An 18,570-nucleotide genomic window follows, 5' to 3' on the forward strand; every position below is an offset into this window, starting at 1 on the left:
GAAACCTCGTCTGTTTTGACACCACGTAAAGAAGAAAGTGCCCGCCGGGGTGACTCGCAGCAGGGCTGATTACGCGCTATGATACACCATTCATTTTACCCGTCATCATTCAATCCGTATGAATAAAAAACAGGCGGATGCTCAGGTAACTATAGGATACAACATGGCTAAAAGTGAACAGAACCTTATCTGGATTGATCTGGAAATGACCGGACTTGACCCGGAACGTGACCGGATTATCGAAATCGCCACCATTGTGACGGATGCAAACCTGAACATTCTGGCGGAAGGCCCGGTTCTGGCGGTACATCAGTCAGATGAACAATTAGGTCTGATGGATGACTGGAATGTCCGCACACACGGTGCCAGCGGGTTAACTGAGCGCGTCCGTGCCAGTACATACTCCGATGCACAGGCGGAGCAGGCCACTATCGCGTTCCTGGAACAGTGGGTGCCGCAGGGGGTATCACCTATCTGCGGTAACAGTGTCGGCCAGGATCGCCGTTTTCTGTTCCGCTATATGCCTGCCCTGGAACAGTATTTCCACTATCGCTATCTGGATGTCAGCACGCTGAAAGAGCTGGCCCGCCGCTGGAAACCGGAAGTGCTGGATGGCTTTACCAAGAAAAATACCCATCAGGCGCTGGATGATATCCGCGAGTCGATTGCTGAACTGGCATACTACCGTGAAACCTTTATCCGTCTGTGATAAAACGGGGCACATGATTTTCAGCCGCAGACAGGTTAATATTAACGCAGGTTGCGTATTTTATAGCAGAATTGCCGGTTTTATCGGCATCTGAACAAAAAAATTCATTTTTTCGTACCGGAGGGCTTGCCAGAAAATGAATTTTTCGTATAATGCGCTCCCCGTACCGAGATAGATTTTCAATCGAAAGCGGTGCGGGCAAATTGCAAAATATGCGGGAATAGCTCAGTTGGTAGAGCACGACCTTGCCAAGGTCGGGGTCGCGAGTTCGAGCCTCGTTTCCCGCTCCAATTTTCAGTTTGTCAGGTAATATACCGGTTGTGATGCGGGAATAGCTCAGTTGGTAGAGCACGACCTTGCCAAGGTCGGGGTCGCGAGTTCGAGTCTCGTTTCCCGCTCCAATTTTCAGATTGTCAGGTATATACCGGTTGCGACGCGGGAATAGCTCAGTTGGTAGAGCACGACCTTGCCAAGGTCGGGGTCGCGAGTTCGAATCTCGTTTCCCGCTCCAATTTTTTCTTCTCTTTTATTATCTCCCCCTGAAGTATCATTATCCTGAAGTTTACCTTTGCTGTTTTCTGTTACCGGTTGCACCGGGAAAATTGTTGTGCAGTGCAAATAAGCATCAGTCACAGTCATCGGCAGCACAAAACGGATCAGACCGGATTTTTGCTGATAATTTAATCGGTTAGATGGTTTTTTTCGTAAATACAGGGAAAAAACTTGCTAATCCCGGCGGGGTGAAATAGAATTTGCGCCCTCTCCGCCGAAGGGGCAGATGAACGATCACCAGCGGTGATTATTCAGACAGTGAAAGATTATCACCGGTACTTTCCGGACTATCTTTATATCAGTTTCTGCTTTTCATCACCTTTCACAGGGTGATTAAGTCAAACCGGGGGCATTTTTTTGTCCTGATGTCATTTTTTATCCACAGCGCTGCGGGGCATGTTATTCACATCCCGGGTGTTCTGACACACTTTTCTGCACAGAGTTATCCACAGGCTTGTTTTGTCGGCTGAATCACAGAATTACGCTGAATACCGGAATAATACCTGTTTAATATATTGATATTTATATGTTAATTTAATTTATGTGAATTGTGTGACAGCTCTCTTGTATTTTTTCTTCACATTGATAGGCAAGGTCTTTTTATATTATTCACAACACTGAACATTGTGGATAACTTAACGGGATAATCAGGCGGGATCAGGCGTCGCGGGGTAAACCTTTGGAAATGGCGCGGATCAGACGTTTTTGTTGTGAAGTCTGTATTTCGATACCTGATTCATCTCTTTTGGCATACTGACGGGCAACTGCCCAGCGGATATGTTCATCAAGCCAGTCAGCCAGTCCGGTTTTTTCTGTCAGTGCGATAATAATCTTATCTTCATACGGGGCGTTGCCGAGCGCGACACTGATATTTCTCAGCCAGCGCAGATATCCGATGCGCCGGATAGCCGAACCCTCCGTCACCCGCAGGAAAGTCGCTTCATCCCAGGCAAATAAATCCAGCAGCTCAGGCGTGTGCAGACGCTTACGCGGTGAGAAATCGTCCTCGTCAGTCAGTTGTGAGAAGCGGTTCCACGGACAGATCAGCTGGCAGTCATCACAGCCGTAAATGCGGTTTCCCATCAGCGGGCGGAATTCTTCGGGGATCGCGCCCTCCAGCTCAATGGTGAGGTAGGAGATACAGCGGCGTGCATCGACAGTATAAGGTGCGACAATCGCCTGAGTCGGGCAGGTGGTCATACAGGCAACACAGCGGCCGCACTGCTCCTCAACAGGGGTATCAACCGGCAGCGGCAGGTTAATCAGCAGTTCGCCGAGGAAAAACCAGGAACCGGCCTCACGATTTAATATAAGTGAGTGCTTACCAACCCAGCCAAGACCGGCTTTGGCTGCCAGCGGGCGTTCCAGTACCGGGGCAGAGTCGACAAACGGACGGTAACTGAGGGTATTTCCCAGAGCGAGCACATCACACTCAGCCTGAATCCGCTCTCCCAGTTGTTTCAGACGCTGGCGCAGAAGCTTGTGATAATCCCGTCCCAGCGCATAACGGCTGATATAACCCTGTTCCGGGTTTTGCAGTACAGCAGCAAAGGCCGCTTTGGCCGGAAGATAGTTCATCCGCACGCTGATCACCCGCAGTGTGCCCGGCAGCAATTCATGAGGGCGTGCGCGCATCATGCCGTGACGCGCCATCCAGTCCATCTCACCCTGATAGCCTGCATCCAGCCATGCCTGTAACTTCGGCTCTTCCGCGCTGAGATCCGTATCGCAGATACCGACCTGCTGAAAGCCGAGTTCGTGCCCCCATTGTTTTATCCGGGCGGCAAGCTGATGTAATACGGAGTCAGTGCTCATGAGTGAGTGTTTACTTACATTGCAGGGGTGATGGAGAATGGTGCGGAGTTTATCACAGAGTGTCCGGCACAAAAACTGCGCATTATTGTCGTTTTTTCGCACGCCGTTATGCAGGTATATCACCGGAATGTGGTATGTTTAACGGATTACACGCTCAATTATTTCAATAAAATAACCTGTGACGACAACGAGAATGAAAGAACGTCTGTTTACGCTGGCAGATGAAGCTGCCACCGTCGCGCTCGGCCGTGCACTGGCACAGCAGAGTCAGCGCGGATTTGTCCTGCATCTTTTCGGCGATCTGGGTGCCGGAAAAACCACCTTCAGCCGCGGTTTCCTTCAGGCACTGGGCCATCAGGGGCATGTGAAAAGCCCGACTTACACCCTGGTGGAACCGTACGAGCTCTCACCGCGCCCGGTCTATCATTTTGACCTGTATCGTCTGGCCGATCCGGAAGAACTGGAATTTATGGGTATCCGCGATTATTTCGGGGAAAACACCGTGAGCCTGGTCGAATGGCCGCAAAAAGGCGCCGGTTTTCTGTCGGATGCAGATTTGGAATTGCACTTACGGTATGATGGGGAAGGACGGGAAGCGCGTTTTACCGCCCGTTCGCCTTATGGTGAAGAACTCCTGGATAAGTTAGCGGAGATGTGAGGAATTACCGAGAATGAATGCATATCTGACACGGAAATCTGATGTGGCCGCCGTATCGTGGCTGACGGCGCTGCTTTTCTGCATGGGCCTGCTGTTCAGCACAGCCGGGCACGCCGCATCCCTGACGGGAATCAATGTAAGTAATAATGGCTCTCAGGGAACATTACAGCTCAGTTTTGACGGTAAACCACAGTACAAACTGTTTCCGCTGCACGACCCGGAGCGTCTGGTCATCGACATCCGTCAGCCGCAGAAAATTACCGGCCTGCCGATCAACCTTGATAACGGGCTGATTAACGTCGTCAGAGAGAGCCGCGCCCCGGATGCTCAGCATCAGCGTATTGTGCTGGAACTGGCGGAAAAGAGCACTTTCCGTGATTCAGCGGATAACGGCGGGCTGACTATCACCCTGACCGGCAAAAACAGTTATACCGCAGCCCCGGTGGCTGCCGCACAACCGGTAACGACCACAACCGGCAAACCACTGCGTATGAACGGCAGCACACAGTCAGCACCGGTTGCAGCTGCCCCGGCCGCGGTGCCGGCACAGGCAAAAATCCCGGTTGTACCGACAGGTAAACTGCCGAAAAACAGCCGTCAGGTGGTGGTGGCGATTGATGCCGGACACGGCGGGAAAGATCCGGGTGCTATCGGGCAGAATGGTCTGAGAGAGAAAAACGTCACTATCAGTATCGCCCGTAAGCTGGAAAAGCGTCTGAAAAATGACCCGATGTTCAAACCGGTTCTGACCCGTGACGGCGATTATTTTATCTCCGTTGCCGGACGCTCAGAAGTGGCGCGCAAATTCGGTGCCAATATGCTGGTGTCTATCCATGCGGATTCCGCGCCAAACCGCACTGCGACCGGCTCATCGGTCTGGGTGCTCTCCAACCGGCGGGCAAACAACGAATTAGGTAACTGGCTGGAACAGAGCGAGAAGCAATCGGAACTGCTCGGCGGTGCCGGTGATGCGCTGGCAAACGGTGCGGACCCGTATCTCAGCCAGGCCGTGCTGGATCTCCAGTTCGGTAACTCCCAGCGTGTCGGTTATGCCGTGGCGCAGGATGTGATCCGCCAGTTGCGCAAGATAGGTAAAGTTCACAAAGGCACACCGGAACACGCGAGCCTGGGTGTACTGCGCTCGCCGGATATTCCGTCCATTCTGGTGGAAACCGGTTTTATCAGTAACAGCACTGAAGAACAGCTGTTAGGGTCCGATACTTATCAGGAACAGGTGGCTGCCGCGATTCACGGCGGGTTACGCGAATATTTTACCGCGAATCCGTTACAGGCGGCACCGTCCAAATAACAGGAGAACGGGGGCAATTATGGCGATCCGGATTTTACCGCCGCAGCTGGCAAACCAGATAGCCGCAGGCGAAGTGGTTGAGCGCCCGGCATCGGTGGTGAAAGAACTGGTGGAAAACAGCCTGGACGCCGGAGCCACCCGTATCGATATTGATATTGAGCGCGGCGGTGAAAAGCTGATCCGTATCCGTGATAACGGCTGCGGTATTGCCAAAGACGAGCTGGCACTGGCGCTGGCACGTCACGCCACCAGTAAAATCGCCACGCTGGATGACCTTGAAGCTATCATGAGCATGGGATTCCGCGGCGAGGCACTCGCGAGTATCAGTTCGGTATCCCGCCTGACCTTTACTTCCCGCACCCGCGAACAGAGCGAAGCCTGGCAGGCGTATGCCGAAGGGCGGGAAATGGACGTGACGCTGAAACCGGCGGCACATCCGGCGGGCAGTACCGTGGAAGTACTGGATCTTTTTTTCAATACCCCGGCCCGCCGGAAATTCCTGCGTACCGAAAAAACCGAGTTCGGCCATATTGATGAAGTGGTCCGGCGCATCGCGCTGTCCCGTTTTGATGTGGCCATTAATCTTACCCACAACGGTAAACTGATGCGCCAGTACCGCCCGGTCAAAGCGGACGATCAGCAGGAGCGCCGTCTGGGGGCTATCTGCGGTACGGCTTTTATGCAGCAGGCGCTGGCAGTGACCTGGTCTCATGAGGAACTGGCGATCCGCGGCTGGGTGGCTTCACCGGCGGATTACAGCGGCCCGGCTGATTTACAGTATTGTTATGTGAACGGGCGGATGATGCGTGACCGCCTGATCAACCACGCCATCCGTCAGGCGTATGAAGATCGGCTGAACGGCGATCAGCAGCCTGCCTATGTTCTTTACCTGACCATTGACCCGCGCCAGGTGGATGTCAATGTGCATCCGGCCAAACATGAAGTTCGTTTTCATCAGGCGCGGCTGGTGCATGACTTTATTTATCAGGCAGTGCTCAGTGTGCTGAAACAGCATGAGCAGCCGGTTTCTCTGTTTGAGCCGGCGCCGTCAGTACCGCAGACACAGCATGTGCCCGAAAACCGCGCGGCGGCCGGTAAAAATATTTTTGAACGGGAGGAAGTACGTACTCCTTCCCCGCACTGGGAAACGGCGGCAGGTCCCGCATCTTACAGCGGCTGTAACAGCGGGAAACCGGCATATTCTGCGGAAAAACCCGTATACAGCCCGAAAGAAGCCGGAATATATCAGTCACTGATGCAGACTCCGGCGGAAAACCGGCCGCAGCTGTTTCCGGAAAAAAGTACTTTTCTGTCAGAAAACCGGATCAGTGCCGCAGGCGGGGCGGTGACGGAAAAAAGTGAGCGTGTAAGTTTTGGTAAAATCCTTACGCTTTATCCGCCGTGTTATGCGTTAATTGAGACAGATGCAGGTATTGCGCTGTTTTCCCTCAGCAAAGCGTCACATTATCTGCGGTGTCAGCAACTGATTCCGGGAGAGCAGGGACTGAAATCCCAGCCGCTGATGATCCCGCTTCAGATGGCATTAAGCGCACAGGAATGTGAGACATTTACGCGGTTTGCCGGGGTATTGCGTACTTTCGGCATAGAAGGTTCAGTTTCCCGTGGAAAAGCGACGATTCGTACGGTATCGTTACCGCTTCGTCAGCAAAATTTACCGCACCTTATCCCTGAATTACTGAACTTTCTGGCTGATAACCCGGATGCGGGTGAACACGCTGTTGCGGCGCGTCTGGCTGGTATGCTGACCGGTGAATCGCCGGTTCAGAGCAAAGCGCAGGCGGTGCAACTGCTGGCAGATGTGGAGCGGCTGTGCCCGGAACTGGTGCGCAGGCCGCCGGAAGATTTAGTACAATTAATTGATTTAACTGAGGTCGTTGCAGCATTACGTCATGAGTGAACAGAATCATCATAAACCCGCAGCCCTGTTTCTGATGGGGCCGACGGCTTCAGGAAAAACCGCGCTGGCGATTGAACTGTGTCAGCGGCTGCCGGTGGAAATCATCAGTGTGGACTCCGCACTGATTTACAGGGGGATGGATATCGGGACCGCAAAGCCCGATGCCGCCGAACTGGCGCTCGCCCCGCACCGGCTGATTGATATTCTCGATCCGTCAGTGGCCTATTCTGCTGCCGATTTCCGCCGTGATGCACTGGCGGCGATGACAGATATCACCGCGCAGGGAAAAATTCCGCTGCTGGTCGGCGGAACCATGATGTATTTCAAGGCATTACTGGAAGGATTATCGCCGCTGCCGTCCGCTGACCCGGAAATCCGGGCGCAGATTGAGGCGCGGGCAGCGCAGGATGGCTGGCAGGTTCTTCATGACGAACTGAGCCGGATTGACCCCGTCGCCGGGGCACGAATCCATCCGAATGATCCGCAGCGGCTCAGCCGGGCGCTGGAGGTATACTATATCTCCGGGAAAACGATGACAGAACTGACGGAAACTGCAGGGGAGAATTTGCCCTTTAATGCTTATCAGTTTGCCATTGCACCGGCAGATCGTAAAATATTGCATCAGCGAATTGAAATGCGTTTTCAGATGATGCTGAACGCCGGTTTTGAGGACGAAGTCCGTGCGCTGTATCAGCGCGGGGACCTTCATCCGGATTTGCCGTCGATCCGTTGTGTCGGCTACCGCCAGATGTGGTCTTATCTGGCCGGTGAAATCAGTTATGACGACATGGTGTATCGGGGCATTTGCGCCACCCGCCAGCTTGCCAAGCGGCAGCTGACGTGGTTGCGGGGTTGGGAAGGTGTTCACTGGCTTGACAGTGAACAGCCTGAGCAATCTCTTAAAGCCGTTATGCATGTTCTTAGTGCATAGCGCCGTTGATTGTGTACAATTAACGGGTTACGAAAGTTTTGAGTAGTTATTTTTCGAACCCAGTTTGGGTTTCATTTAAAAAACAACAAAATAAGGAAAATACAGAATGGCTAAGGGGCAATCTTTGCAAGATCCGTTCCTGAACGCATTACGTCGCGAAAGGGTTCCGGTTTCTATTTATCTGGTCAACGGTATTAAATTGCAGGGTCAGATCGAATCATTCGACCAGTTTGTTATTCTGCTGAAAAACACGGTCAGCCAAATGGTTTATAAACACGCGATCTCTACCGTCGTACCTTCCCGTCCGGTTTCTCACCACAGCGGTGGCGCAAACCCGGGAACCGGCAGCAGCAATTACCACCAGTCAGCCGGTAATGGTGGTGCGCAACAGGATACTGATGGCGCTGAATAAGTCAGTGTGCAGTTATCAATCGCGGAAAAACATAGGTAGGGAGACTTTACCTGTGTTTTTTCCTGCGTGTTTTTCACTCAGCCTGAGAGGTTCTGCTGTTGTTTGACAGGTATGAAGGCGGTGAACGGGCCGTACTGGTCCATCTGTTTTTCTCACAGGATAAAAACACTGATGATCTCAGTGAGTTTGAATCCCTTGTGACATCCGCGGGTGTGACACCTGTCCAGATAGTGACCGGCAGCCGCAGCGCTCCCCATCCGAAGTATTTTGCGGGTGAAGGGAAAGCTGAAGAGATTGCTGACGCTGTGATGGAAAGTGGCGCCGATGTGGTGCTCTTTAACCATGCCTTAAGTCCGGCGCAGGAACGCAACCTCGAGCGTTTGTGCCAGTGCAGGGTGGTTGACAGAACCGGGGTTATCCTCGATATCTTCGCCCAGCGGGCACGGACACATGAAGGTAAATTACAGGTGGAACTGGCGCAGTTACGCCATCTTTCCACGCGTCTGGTCCGCGGCTGGACGCACCTTGAACGCCAGAAAGGCGGGATTGGTCTGCGGGGGCCGGGTGAGACTCAGCTTGAGTCCGACCGCCGGATGCTGCGGGATAAAATCAAACAGATTTCAGGGCGTCTGGAAAAAGTGGAACGCCAGCGCGGACAAGGTCGTCAGGCGCGCAGTAAAGCGGATATTCCGACGGTGTCTCTGGTCGGTTACACCAACGCCGGGAAATCCAGTCTGTTTAATCACATAACTGATGCGAAAGTCTATGCGGCGGATCAGTTATTTGCGACACTCGATCCGACCCTGCGGCGGATTGATGTTGATGATGTCGGTACTGTGGTACTGGCAGATACGGTCGGGTTTATCCGCCATCTGCCGCACGACCTGGTGGCGGCATTTAAAGCCACGTTGCAGGAAACCCGTGAAGCGACACTGCTGCTTCATGTAGTGGACGCGGCGGATAACCGTATTGATGAAAATATTCATGCGGTTAATACAGTTCTGGAAGAGATTGATGCACATGAAATTCCGGTTCTGATAGTAATGAATAAAATCGATATGCTGGACGATTTTGAACCGCGTATCGACAGAAATGAGGATAACCTGCCGGTCAGGGTCTGGCTTTCAGCACAGACCGGAGCAGGAGTCCCGTTGTTGTTCCGGGCACTGACAGAACGCCTTTCCGGTGAGATCGCACACCTGGAATTGTGTCTGCCTCCGTCAGACGGTCGTCTGCGCAGCCGTTTTTATCAGCTTCAGGCGATTGAACGCGAGTGGCTTGATGACGATGGCCGGATTTGCCTTGAAATCAGGCTGCCGGTTGTTGACTGGCGCCGTCTCTGCAAGCAGGAACAACAGTTAGCCGATTACGTTATCTGATTATCAGCGGCGTAATATATTGATTGAGAGCGCGTTTTTGTGCTCTTAGCCCTGAAAAACCGATCATAAAAGAGTGGAGCGAAGGCATGGCGTGGAATCAGCCCGGTAATAACGGACAGGACCGCGACCCGTGGGGGAGCAGCAATAAAGGCGGCAACTCCGACGGTAACAAAGGCGGCCGGAACCGTGGGGCATCTGATCTCGACGATCTGTTCCGGAAAATGAGCAGAAAACTCGGTGGTCTGGGTGGCGGTAAAGGCGGAAATAATAACGGACAGTCCGGCGGGAACAATCGTCCTCCGGTACAGTTCGCCGGCGGACGTATTATCAGTCTCGCTATTGCCGCCGTTGTTGTTGTCTGGGCCGCAACCGGCTTCTATACGATTAAAGAAACGGAACGTGGTGTGGTTACCCGTTTCGGTAAATTCAGTCATGTGGTGCAGCCGGGTCTGAACTGGAAACCGACATTTATTGATCGCGTCACCGCGGTTGATGTGGCGACTGTCCAGGATCTGGCGACCAACGGGATGATGTTAACGGCTGACGAAAACGTCGTCCGCGTCAATATGAACGTCCAGTTCCAGGTTGTGAACCCGGAAGAGTATCTCTTCAGCGTCACCAATCCGGGCAACAGTCTGCGTCAGGCGATGGACAGTGCGGTGCGCGGGGTTATCGGTAAGTTCACCATGGAGAAAATCCTGACGGCGAACCGTACCGTGGTCCGTAACGAAACCCAGAAAGTTCTCGAAGAGACAATCAGACCTTATAAAATGGGGATCGCGATTGTCGACGTCAACTTCCAGGAAGCCCGTCCGCCTGCTGAAGTTCAGGCCTCATTCGATGACGTGATTGCCGCGCGTGAAAACGAACAGCAATCCATCCGTGAAGCGGAAGCTTACTCAAACGAAGTTCTGCCGCTGGCAAAAGGTAACGCGCAAAGCATGATCGAAAGCGCGCAGGCCTATAAAGCCAGTATCGTGCTGAAAGCACGCGGTGAAGTGGCAAGCTTCTCGAAAATGCTGCCGGAATACCGTGCGGCACCGGATATCACCCGTGAACGTCTGTACATTGAGACAATGGAACGTGTGCTGAGCAATACCCGTAAAGTGATTGCCAATGATAAAAGCAACAGCATGATGGTGCTGCCGCTGGATCAGATTATGCGCGAGCAGAGAGCAGCCTCTCAGACTGCACCGGCGAAATCCGCTGCCTCGTCATCATCTGCGCCGGCAACACAGGCACCGTCAGGCCGTCAGGCACAAAACAGCACCCGGAATCCGAATGTACCCGCTGAATACAACAACACGTATGATCTCAGCAGTTCGGGTATCCGTGGTAACACTGAACGCACAGGGAGACAATAATCATGCGTAAGTATTTAGCCGTTATTGTTATTCTGGTTTTAGGCGTTCTGTATGCGTCTGTCTTTACCGTTCAGCAGACCGAGCGCGGTATTGTGCTGCGCTTTGGTAAAGTTCTGCGTGATGCGGAGAACAAACCGATTGTCTATGAACCGGGCCTGCATCTGAAAGTGCCGTTTATTGAAACCGTTAAAATGCTGCCTGCCCGTATCCAGACTCTGGATATCCAGGCTGACCGTTTCCTGACAAACGAAAACAAAGACCTGATCGTCGATTCTTACCTGAAATGGCGGATTAGTGATTTCAGCCTGTATTATCTCGCAACAAACAGCGGTAATATTAATCAGGCTGAAAACCTGCTGAAACGTAAATTCAGTGACCGTCTGCGTTCTGAGTTCGGTCGTCTGAGCGTGAAAGAGATTGTGACGGATTCCCGCGGTACATTAACGACGGAAGTCAAAAATGCACTGAACGAAGGGAGCTCCGGTAACGATCCGCAGGCAACTGATGCTGATAACGCTATTGCCGATGCGGCAGCGCGTGTTCAGGAAGAAACCAAAGGCGCACAGCCTCAGGTGAATCCGAACAGTATGGCAGCGTTAGGTATCGAAGTGGTGGACGTCCGTATCAAGCAGATCAACCTGCCGGCGGAAGTCTCCGAAGCTATCTTCCAGCGTATGCGTGCAGAACGTGAAGCTGTGGCACGTCGTCACCGCTCACAGGGTCTGGAAGAAGCCATGAAGATTCGTGCGGTGGCAGATAAAACCCGTACTGAAATCCTGGCCGAAGCGGAGCGCCAGTCACTCTCCCTGCGTGGTGCGGGTGATGCGGAAGCCGCTAAACTGTTTGCGGATGCATTCAGTCAGGACCCGGATTTCTATGCGTTTATCCGAAGCCTGCGTGCTTATGAGCAAAGCTTCAAACCCGATGGCAACGACATTATGGTGTTAAGCCCGGATACGGATTTCTTCCGTTACATGAAGGCACCGACATCATTGCGTCCGGCTTCAGGCCAGTAAGTCCGGTAACCGCATAACCGGTACTGACAAATCGTCAGCATGCTGATGGTCGCACTCTGATGAATAGAGCCCGCTTAGGCGGGCTTTATTATGGACATAGATCAGGTGACTTTCATAAAGTGGATAAAAAGTGCTGAAAGGGCGGTCATGAGATGCTAGAATCCTTTTTTAAGCAACCAGGTAAAAACGAAATGGGTAAGAACGTTGTCGTATTGGGCACCCAATGGGGTGACGAGGGCAAGGGCAAAATCGTCGACTTGCTGACTGAACGGGCTAAGTATGTTGTTCGTTATCAAGGTGGCCACAACGCGGGTCACACTCTGGTTATCAACGGTGAGAAAACCGTCCTGCATTTAATTCCGTCAGGTATTCTCCGCGAAAACGTCGTCAGCATCATTGCTAACGGTGTTGTACTCGCACCCGATGCACTGCTGAAAGAAATGACTGCACTGGAAGAGCGTGGTATTCCGGTGCGCGAACGTCTGCTGATTTCTGAAGCATGTCCGCTGATCCTGCCTTATCATGTTGCGCTGGATAATGCCCGTGAGAAAGCACGCGGCGCGAAAGCTATCGGCACAACCGGGCGCGGTATCGGACCTGCATACGAAGATAAAGTTGCCCGTCGCGGCCTGCGTGTGGGTGACCTCTTTGATAAAGAAACCTTCGCTCAGAAACTGAAAGAAATCCTTGAGTATCACAACTTCCAGTTAGTGAACTACTACAAAGAGCCTGCGGTTGACTATCAGAAAACCCTGGACGAAATCATGGCAGTTGCGGATATCCTGACCGGTATGGTTGTGGATGTGTCTGATCTGCTGTACAAAGCCACCGTTAACGGTGAGCTGGTTATGTTTGAAGGTGCACAGGGTACACTGCTGGATATCGACCACGGTACCTATCCGTATGTGACCTCTTCAAACACCACTGCCGGCGGTGTTGCCACCGGTTCCGGTTTAGGTCCGCGTTATGTGGATTATGTTCTGGGTATCATCAAAGCTTACTCCACCCGTGTGGGTGCCGGTCCGTTCCCGACCGAACTGTTTGATGAAACCGGTGAATACCTGCGTACCAAAGGCCAGGAGTTCGGTGCAACCACCGGACGCAGCCGTCGTTGCGGCTGGCTGGACATCATTGCTATCCGCCGTGCTGTGCAGATTAACTCCTTGTCAGGGTTCTGCATGACCAAGCTGGATGTGCTGGATGGTCTGAAAGAAGTGAAAGTGTGTGTCGGTTACCGTTTACCGAACGGTGAAATCATTGAAACCACACCACTGGCTGCGGATAACTGGGAAGGCATCGAGCCTATCTATGAAGTGATGCCGGGCTGGACTGAAACCACCTTCGGGGCGAAGAGCCGCGAAGCACTGCCTCAGGCAGCACTGGATTACATCCGCCGCATTGAAGAACTGACAGGCGTTCCTGTTGATATTATTTCAACCGGTCCGGATCGTTCTGAAACGATGATCCTGCGCGACCCGTTCGACGCATAAGATCGTTCAGTTGATACCAGTCAGGGCCGGGCATGTTTGTCCGGCTTTTTGTTTTCTGACGCCGGAATTTCTGACTGCGTGAGCGCAGGAAATCCGGCGTTTTTAACGACAAATTTTGCTTAATAAGCAAAAGACACACATAATGATTATCCATTACTTATCATGTGATCCCCGCGCGGGATAACAGAATTTCCGGGGTAAAATGTGCAGTTAACCAGTTTTACAGATTATGGCTTGCGGGCGCTGATTTATATGGCGTCACTTCCTGATGGTAAAATGACCAGTATTACGGAAGTGACGAATGTCTACGGTGTATCCCGTAACCATATGGTCAAGATAATTAACCAATTGAGCCATTTGGGTTATGTCGAGGCGATTCGCGGCAAAAATGGCGGGATCCGCCTGGGAAAACCTGCTAATACTATAGGTATCGGTGAGGTTGTCCGCGCGCTCGAGCCGTTAACACTGGTGAACTGCAGCGGTGAATTCTGTCACATTACCCCGGCTTGCCGGCTGAAATCGGTACTAAACAAAGCCATACGGGAGTTTCTGCAGGAACTGGATAAACACACGCTCGCTGATATGGTGCAGGACAATCAGCATCTTTATAAATTGTTACTGACGGACGAATAACGCTCGTCAGAAACCACGGAGGATATAATGTCAGTGGAAAAACAATCAAACGACCCTTACCGTGAGCGCGAAGCGGAAAAATACGAATCTCCGATCGCGAGCCGTGAATTTATTCTTGAAACTGTCCGCCGTCACACCAAACCGGTGAGCCGCGACGATATCGCACAGGAACTGGGGATCAGCGGTGAAGAGGCTCAGGAAGCCCTGCGCCGTCGTCTGCGCGCCATGGAGCGTGACGGGCAGCTGGTCTTTACCCGCCGCCAGTGCTACGCCTTACCGGAGCGCCTCGATTTAATTAAAGGCACCGTGATCGGCCATCGTGATGGTTTCGGTTTCCTGCGTGTCGAAGGACAAAAAGACGATCTCTACATCCCGCAGGATCAGATGAAATTATGCATCCACGGGGATGTGATCCTGGTGCAGGTGATGGGGGCCGATCGCAAAGGCCGCCGCGAAGCGCGCGTTGTGCGTGTCGTTGAGCCGAAAACCGGCCAGATTGTCGGCCGTTACTTTACCGAAGAAGGCATGGGATTTGTCGTGCCGGATGACAGCCGCCTGTGCTTTGATATTCTGATCCCGAAAGAGTCGATTAACGGCGCACGGATGGGGAATATCGTGGTAGCGGAACTGACCCGCCGTCCGGGCAAACGGGTGCAGGCGCTCGGTGTTATCACTGAAGTGCTGGGCGAAAAAATGGGCACCAGCATTGCTGTGGATATTGCCCTGCGCAAACATGAAATTCCGTTCACCTGGCCTGAACAGGTGGAACGCCAGGTCGCGGATATCCGCGAGGAAGTGCCGGAATCCGCCAAAAAAGGCCGTGTTGATTTACGCGACCTGCCGCTGGTGACTATCGACGGCGAAGATGCCCGTGACTTTGATGACGCGGTACACTGCGAAGCCAAACGCGGCGGCGGCTGGCGTCTGTGGGTGGCGATTGCTGACGTCAGTTATTATGTGCGTCCGCAGACGGCGCTGGATGATGAAGCCCGCAGCCGGGGAACCTCAGTTTACTTCCCGTCACAGGTTGTACCGATGCTGCCGGAAGTACTGTCGAACGGTGTCTGCTCACTGAACCCGCAGGTTGACCGTCTGTGTATGGTGTGTGAAATGACCATTTCGGCGAAAGGTAAACTCTCCGGTTACCGTTTCTATGAAGCGGTAATGAGTTCACACGCCCGTCTGACCTACACCAAAGTGTGGAAAATCCTCGAAGGTGATGAAGAGCTGCGTGAACACTATGCGCCGCTGGTCAAACATCTGGAAGAGCTGCATAAACTCTATAAAGCACTGGCGGAAGCCCGTGATGAGCGCGGTGCGATTGCCTTTGAATCCGAAGAAGCGAAATTTATTTTCAATGCGGAAAAACGCATTGAACGTATCGAGCCGGTACTGCGCAATGATGCGCATAAACTGATCGAAGAATGTATGATCATGGCGAACGTTGCCGCAGCCCGTTTCGTTGAGAAAAACAATGAACCGGCGCTGTACCGTGTGCATGATCGTCCGAAAGAGGACAGCGTTACCAACCTGCGCACCGTCTTTAATGAGCTGGGTCTGACTCTGCCGGGCGGCCTGACGCCGGAGCCGAAAGATTACGCCCGTGTCATGCTGGAAGTGGCGGAACGTCCGGACCACGAGCTGTTACAGACCATGCTGCTGCGCTCGATGAAACAGGCGATTTATGATCCGGATAACCGCGGCCACTTCGGCCTGGCGTTACCGGCGTATGCCCACTTTACCTCACCGATCCGCCGCTATCCGGATCTGAGCCTGCACCGTGCGATTAAGTACCTGCTGGCAAAAGAGCGCGGCGAGGCAAAATCGCAGACCGGTGCATGGCATTATGATATGCAGAGTATGCTTCAGCTGGGTGAGCACACCTCCATGACGGAGCGCCGTGCCGATGAAGCCACCCGCGATGTGGCGGACTGGCTGAAGTGTGACTTTATGCAGGATCAGGTGGGGAATGTCTTTACCGGGCTTATCACCAGCGTGACCGGTTTCGGCTTCTTTGTCCGCCTCAATGATCTGTTTATCGATGGTCTGGTACACGTATCAACACTTGATAACGATTACTACCGCTACGATAATGTCGGCCAGCGTCTGATTGGTGAATCGTCCTCAAATGTGTACCGCCTGGGTGATGAAGTTGAAATCCGGGTGGAAGCCGTGCATATGGATGAGCGCACCATTGATTTCGCGCTGATTTCGACCACCCGCCGTGCCCGTAATGAAGGCAAAACCGCGAGAACCCGGGCGAAAGCCGGTGACAGAGGGGACAAGCGCCGGGACGGTAAGAAAGCTGATCCGCGCCGTGACAAAAACTTCGAACCGGACAGCACGTTCCGCAAGAAGAAAAAAGAGGACGGCCCGAAAGCACCGAAAAGTAAGAAGTCAGCACGGACCAAAAAAATAGAGGCCAATATAAAGGCGAAACGCGCGAAGAAAAAAGCTGCGAAGTAACTGCTTTTGGTTTATATCTTCCCGTAATGAGGCGGTAACGCCTCATTACGCTTATTGTCCCGCAACAAACGGAACGTTATGAGTGAAATTATTTATGGTATCCACGCCGTGGATGCTCTGCTGGCGCGTGATCCCAGCCGTTTTCTTGAAGTTTTTGTTTTAAAAGGACGTGAAGACCGCCGTCTGACTCCGGTTGTGCATGCTCTGGAAGCCGCGGGTGTCCGCGTCCAGGTGGCCAGCCGTCAGTGGATGGACGGCCAGACCGAAGGGGCTGTTCATCAGGGTATTATCGCCAAAGTCAAAGGCGGCCGTCAGTATCAGGAGCAGGATCTGCCTGATCTGCTGGCAGAGCATGAAACACCGTTTCTGCTGGTGCTCGACGGCGTGACTGATCCGCACAACCTCGGTGCCTGTCTGCGTACCGCAGATGCCGCCGGTGTGCATGCGGTGATCATTCCGAAAGACCGTTCCGCGCAGCTGAATGCGACAGCGAAAAAAGTCGCGTGCGGCGCGGCGGAAAGCGTACCGCTTATCCGTGTCACTAACCTGGCCCGCACACTGCGTCAGCTGAAAGACGAAAATATCTGGGTTGTCGGCACGGCCGGTGAAGCGACTCATGATCTGTATCAGAGCAAAATGACCGGCCCGGTGGCGCTGGTGATGGGTGCGGAAGGAGAAGGCATGCGCCGCCTGACCCGCGACCTGTGCGATGAACTGATCAGCATTCCGATGGCCGGGGCGGTATCCTCCCTGAATGTCTCGGTGGCAACAGGCGTCTGCCTGTTTGAGGCCGTGCGCCAGCGCGGAAAATAATCCCGCATCACACACTTATTACCTTGTCTTTTGAGGCGGGTATGAGTATAGTTATGCGTCAAATTTTTCAGCCGCACTTAAACAAGTTCCTTGCCTCTCAGGGTTGCGGTTGCCCGGACAGGAGGCTAATAATCCGTAAGGAGCACTACTAATGCGTCATTACGAAATCGTCTTCATGGTTCATCCGGACCAGAGCGAACAAGTACCGGCAATGATCGAGCGTTATAAAACTGCTATTACTAACGCAGAAGGTCAGATCCACCGTCTCGAAGACTGGGGTCGTCGCCAACTGGCTTACCCAATCAACAAACTGCACAAAGCACACTACGTTCTGCTGAACGTTGAAGCTCCGCAGGAAGTGATTGACGAGCTGGAAACTATTTTCCGCTTCAATGATGCCGTTATCCGCAGCATGGTTATGCGCGTTAAGCACGCGGTGACTGAACCTTCTCCAATGGTTAAAGCGAAAGACGAACGTCGCCCGCGCGACATGTCTGACGACGTTGAAGAAAATGATGAAGCTGAGGAAACTGAAGAGTAATAACGGTGTCCGCTAACCGTCTGGTGTTATCCGGCACAGTGTGCAGGGAACCCACCCGGAAAGTCAGCCCGGCCGGAATTCCGCATTGTCAGTTTGTGCTTGAGCACCGCTCACAACAGCAGGAAGCCGGACTTACCAGGCAGGCATGGTGCAGAATGCCCGTGGTTGCCAGCGGACAGACGATCCAAACCATTACTCGCAGTATAACGGTCGGCAGTCAGATAACCGTTCACGGATTCATCAGTACCCATCAGGGGCGAAATGGATTATCGAAACTGGTTCTTCATGCCGAACATATTGAATTGATAGATTCTGGAGACTAGCCATATGGCACGTTATTTCCGTCGTCGTAAATTCTGCCGTTTCACCGCAGAAGGCGTTCAAGAGATTGATTATAAAGACATCGCTACGCTGAAAAACTATATCACTGAAAGTGGTAAAATCGTACCAAGCCGTATCACCGGTACCAGTGCGAAATATCAGCGTCAGCTCGCTCGTGCTATCAAGCGTGCACGCTACCTGTCTTTACTGCCTTACACTGATCGTCATCAGTAATCGGCACAG

General features: G+C 52.9%; 17 protein-coding genes and 3 tRNA genes. 19 read left to right on the top strand and 1 reads right to left on the bottom strand.

Going from position 1 to position 18,570, the window contains the following annotated elements:
• The first annotated feature begins 163 nt into the window (after nucleotides 1-163).
• From orn to R5268_RS13125, 4 genes are all read left to right on the top strand, one after another.
• Nucleotides 164-709, top strand: coding sequence for an oligoribonuclease (orn, locus tag R5268_RS13110; protein ID WP_025154642.1), 546 nt, complete (start codon nucleotides 164-166; stop codon nucleotides 707-709).
• A gap of 214 nt (nucleotides 710-923) precedes the next feature.
• A tRNA-Gly gene (locus tag R5268_RS13115) sits at nucleotides 924-999 on the top strand.
• A 35-nt stretch (nucleotides 1,000-1,034) separates the two neighbouring features.
• A tRNA-Gly gene (locus R5268_RS13120) sits at nucleotides 1,035-1,110 on the top strand.
• 34 nt (nucleotides 1,111-1,144) lie between these two features.
• Nucleotides 1,145-1,220 (top strand) — tRNA-Gly (locus R5268_RS13125).
• Nucleotides 1,221-1,918: 698 nt separating this feature from the next.
• On the opposite strand, the gene queG is transcribed toward R5268_RS13125, so the two are convergent.
• Complete coding sequence (gene queG, locus R5268_RS13130; protein ID WP_218454745.1) at nucleotides 1,919-3,076, bottom strand: tRNA epoxyqueuosine(34) reductase QueG; 1,158 nt, start codon at nucleotides 3,074-3,076, stop codon at nucleotides 1,919-1,921.
• 193 nt (nucleotides 3,077-3,269) lie between these two features.
• Between queG and tsaE the strand changes: the two genes are divergently transcribed.
• The 15 genes from tsaE to rpsR all read left to right on the top strand — a co-directional run bounded on the left by tsaE (nucleotide 3,270) and on the right by rpsR (nucleotide 18,561).
• Nucleotides 3,270-3,734 (top strand): tRNA (adenosine(37)-N6)-threonylcarbamoyltransferase complex ATPase subunit type 1 TsaE, encoded by a 465-nt coding sequence (gene tsaE / locus R5268_RS13135; protein ID WP_218454744.1) that lies wholly within the window; start codon nucleotides 3,270-3,272, stop codon nucleotides 3,732-3,734.
• Between the two features lie 13 nt (nucleotides 3,735-3,747).
• Nucleotides 3,748-5,043: an N-acetylmuramoyl-L-alanine amidase gene (locus tag R5268_RS13140; RefSeq protein ID WP_218426950.1), complete on the top strand. Its 1,296-nt coding sequence runs from the start codon at nucleotides 3,748-3,750 to the stop codon at nucleotides 5,041-5,043.
• 19 nt (nucleotides 5,044-5,062) lie between these two features.
• Nucleotides 5,063-6,961 (top strand): DNA mismatch repair endonuclease MutL, encoded by a 1,899-nt coding sequence (mutL, locus tag R5268_RS13145; RefSeq protein WP_317419576.1) that lies wholly within the window; start codon nucleotides 5,063-5,065, stop codon nucleotides 6,959-6,961.
• Nucleotides 6,954-7,892 carry a tRNA (adenosine(37)-N6)-dimethylallyltransferase MiaA gene (gene miaA / locus R5268_RS13150; RefSeq protein ID WP_107680093.1) on the top strand — a complete coding sequence of 313 codons (939 nt, stop codon included), beginning with the start codon at nucleotides 6,954-6,956 and terminating at the stop codon, nucleotides 7,890-7,892. Before mutL ends, miaA begins: the two co-directional genes overlap by 8 nt.
• Nucleotides 7,893-7,998: 106 nt before the next feature.
• Entirely contained in the window at nucleotides 7,999-8,304 is a 306-nt protein-coding gene (gene hfq, locus R5268_RS13155; protein WP_046894245.1) for an RNA chaperone Hfq, read from the top strand.
• Between the two features lie 98 nt (nucleotides 8,305-8,402).
• Complete coding sequence (hflX, locus tag R5268_RS13160; RefSeq protein WP_317419573.1) at nucleotides 8,403-9,683, top strand: ribosome rescue GTPase HflX; 1,281 nt, start codon at nucleotides 8,403-8,405, stop codon at nucleotides 9,681-9,683.
• Between the two features lie 86 nt (nucleotides 9,684-9,769).
• Complete coding sequence (gene hflK / locus R5268_RS13165) at nucleotides 9,770-11,047, top strand: FtsH protease activity modulator HflK (RefSeq protein ID WP_054425248.1); 1,278 nt, start codon at nucleotides 9,770-9,772, stop codon at nucleotides 11,045-11,047.
• A 2-nt stretch (nucleotides 11,048-11,049) separates the two neighbouring features.
• Nucleotides 11,050-12,063 carry a protease modulator HflC gene (hflC, locus tag R5268_RS13170; RefSeq protein ID WP_046894248.1) on the top strand — a complete coding sequence of 338 codons (1,014 nt, stop codon included), beginning with the start codon at nucleotides 11,050-11,052 and terminating at the stop codon, nucleotides 12,061-12,063.
• Nucleotides 12,064-12,254: 191 nt separating this feature from the next.
• Nucleotides 12,255-13,553: an adenylosuccinate synthase gene (locus R5268_RS13175; protein ID WP_127378461.1), complete on the top strand. Its 1,299-nt coding sequence runs from the start codon at nucleotides 12,255-12,257 to the stop codon at nucleotides 13,551-13,553.
• Nucleotides 13,554-13,757: 204 nt separating this feature from the next.
• A complete protein-coding gene (gene nsrR, locus R5268_RS13180; RefSeq protein WP_046894250.1) occupies nucleotides 13,758-14,186 on the top strand; it encodes a nitric oxide-sensing transcriptional repressor NsrR in 429 nt (142 codons plus the stop codon).
• Nucleotides 14,187-14,213: 27 nt separating this feature from the next.
• Nucleotides 14,214-16,652, top strand: a complete 2,439-nt coding sequence (gene rnr, locus R5268_RS13185; RefSeq protein ID WP_182106118.1) for a ribonuclease R — start codon at nucleotides 14,214-14,216, stop codon at nucleotides 16,650-16,652.
• Nucleotides 16,653-16,730: 78 nt separating this feature from the next.
• The gene (gene rlmB, locus R5268_RS13190) at nucleotides 16,731-17,465 is read left to right on the top strand and encodes a 23S rRNA (guanosine(2251)-2'-O)-methyltransferase RlmB (protein ID WP_052926772.1); all 735 of its coding nucleotides are present in this window, start codon (nucleotides 16,731-16,733) and stop codon (nucleotides 17,463-17,465) included.
• Nucleotides 17,466-17,616: 151 nt separating this feature from the next.
• Nucleotides 17,617-18,006, top strand: a complete 390-nt coding sequence (gene rpsF, locus R5268_RS13195; RefSeq protein ID WP_046894253.1) for a 30S ribosomal protein S6 — start codon at nucleotides 17,617-17,619, stop codon at nucleotides 18,004-18,006.
• A 5-nt stretch (nucleotides 18,007-18,011) separates the two neighbouring features.
• A complete protein-coding gene (priB, locus tag R5268_RS13200; protein ID WP_072056886.1) occupies nucleotides 18,012-18,329 on the top strand; it encodes a primosomal replication protein N in 318 nt (105 codons plus the stop codon).
• A gap of 4 nt (nucleotides 18,330-18,333) precedes the next feature.
• Nucleotides 18,334-18,561, top strand: coding sequence for a 30S ribosomal protein S18 (rpsR, locus tag R5268_RS13205; RefSeq protein WP_004234502.1), 228 nt, complete (start codon nucleotides 18,334-18,336; stop codon nucleotides 18,559-18,561).
• The last annotated feature ends 9 nt before the right edge of the window (nucleotides 18,562-18,570 follow it).

The organism is Morganella sp. BCCO 40_0007 (genome assembly GCF_032989665.1).
In the GTDB taxonomy this organism is placed as follows: Bacteria; Pseudomonadota; Gammaproteobacteria; order Enterobacterales; family Enterobacteriaceae; genus Morganella; species Morganella sibonii.

What these genes read in the sequence shown, in the direction of transcription:
- rpsF (WP_046894253.1), top strand. Translation starts at nt 17,617, where the DNA reads ATGCGTCATTACGAAATCGTCTTCATGGTTCATCCGGACCAGAGCGAA.
- rnr (WP_182106118.1), top strand. Translation starts at nt 14,214, where the DNA reads ATGTCAGTGGAAAAACAATCAAACGACCCTTACCGTGAGCGCGAAGCG.
- orn (WP_025154642.1), top strand. Translation starts at nt 164, where the DNA reads ATGGCTAAAAGTGAACAGAACCTTATCTGGATTGATCTGGAAATGACC.
- rlmB (WP_052926772.1), top strand. Translation starts at nt 16,731, where the DNA reads ATGAGTGAAATTATTTATGGTATCCACGCCGTGGATGCTCTGCTGGCG.
- tsaE (WP_218454744.1), top strand. Translation starts at nt 3,270, where the DNA reads ATGAAAGAACGTCTGTTTACGCTGGCAGATGAAGCTGCCACCGTCGCG.
- miaA (WP_107680093.1), top strand. Translation starts at nt 6,954, where the DNA reads ATGAGTGAACAGAATCATCATAAACCCGCAGCCCTGTTTCTGATGGGG.
- rpsR (WP_004234502.1), top strand. Translation starts at nt 18,334, where the DNA reads ATGGCACGTTATTTCCGTCGTCGTAAATTCTGCCGTTTCACCGCAGAA.
- hflK (WP_054425248.1), top strand. Translation starts at nt 9,770, where the DNA reads ATGGCGTGGAATCAGCCCGGTAATAACGGACAGGACCGCGACCCGTGG.
- R5268_RS13175 (WP_127378461.1), top strand. Translation starts at nt 12,255, where the DNA reads ATGGGTAAGAACGTTGTCGTATTGGGCACCCAATGGGGTGACGAGGGC.
- queG (WP_218454745.1), bottom strand. Translation starts at nt 3,076, where the DNA reads ATGAGCACTGACTCCGTATTACATCAGCTTGCCGCCCGGATAAAACAA.
- R5268_RS13140 (WP_218426950.1), top strand. Translation starts at nt 3,748, where the DNA reads ATGAATGCATATCTGACACGGAAATCTGATGTGGCCGCCGTATCGTGG.
- hfq (WP_046894245.1), top strand. Translation starts at nt 7,999, where the DNA reads ATGGCTAAGGGGCAATCTTTGCAAGATCCGTTCCTGAACGCATTACGT.
- hflC (WP_046894248.1), top strand. Translation starts at nt 11,050, where the DNA reads ATGCGTAAGTATTTAGCCGTTATTGTTATTCTGGTTTTAGGCGTTCTG.
- mutL (WP_317419576.1), top strand. Translation starts at nt 5,063, where the DNA reads ATGGCGATCCGGATTTTACCGCCGCAGCTGGCAAACCAGATAGCCGCA.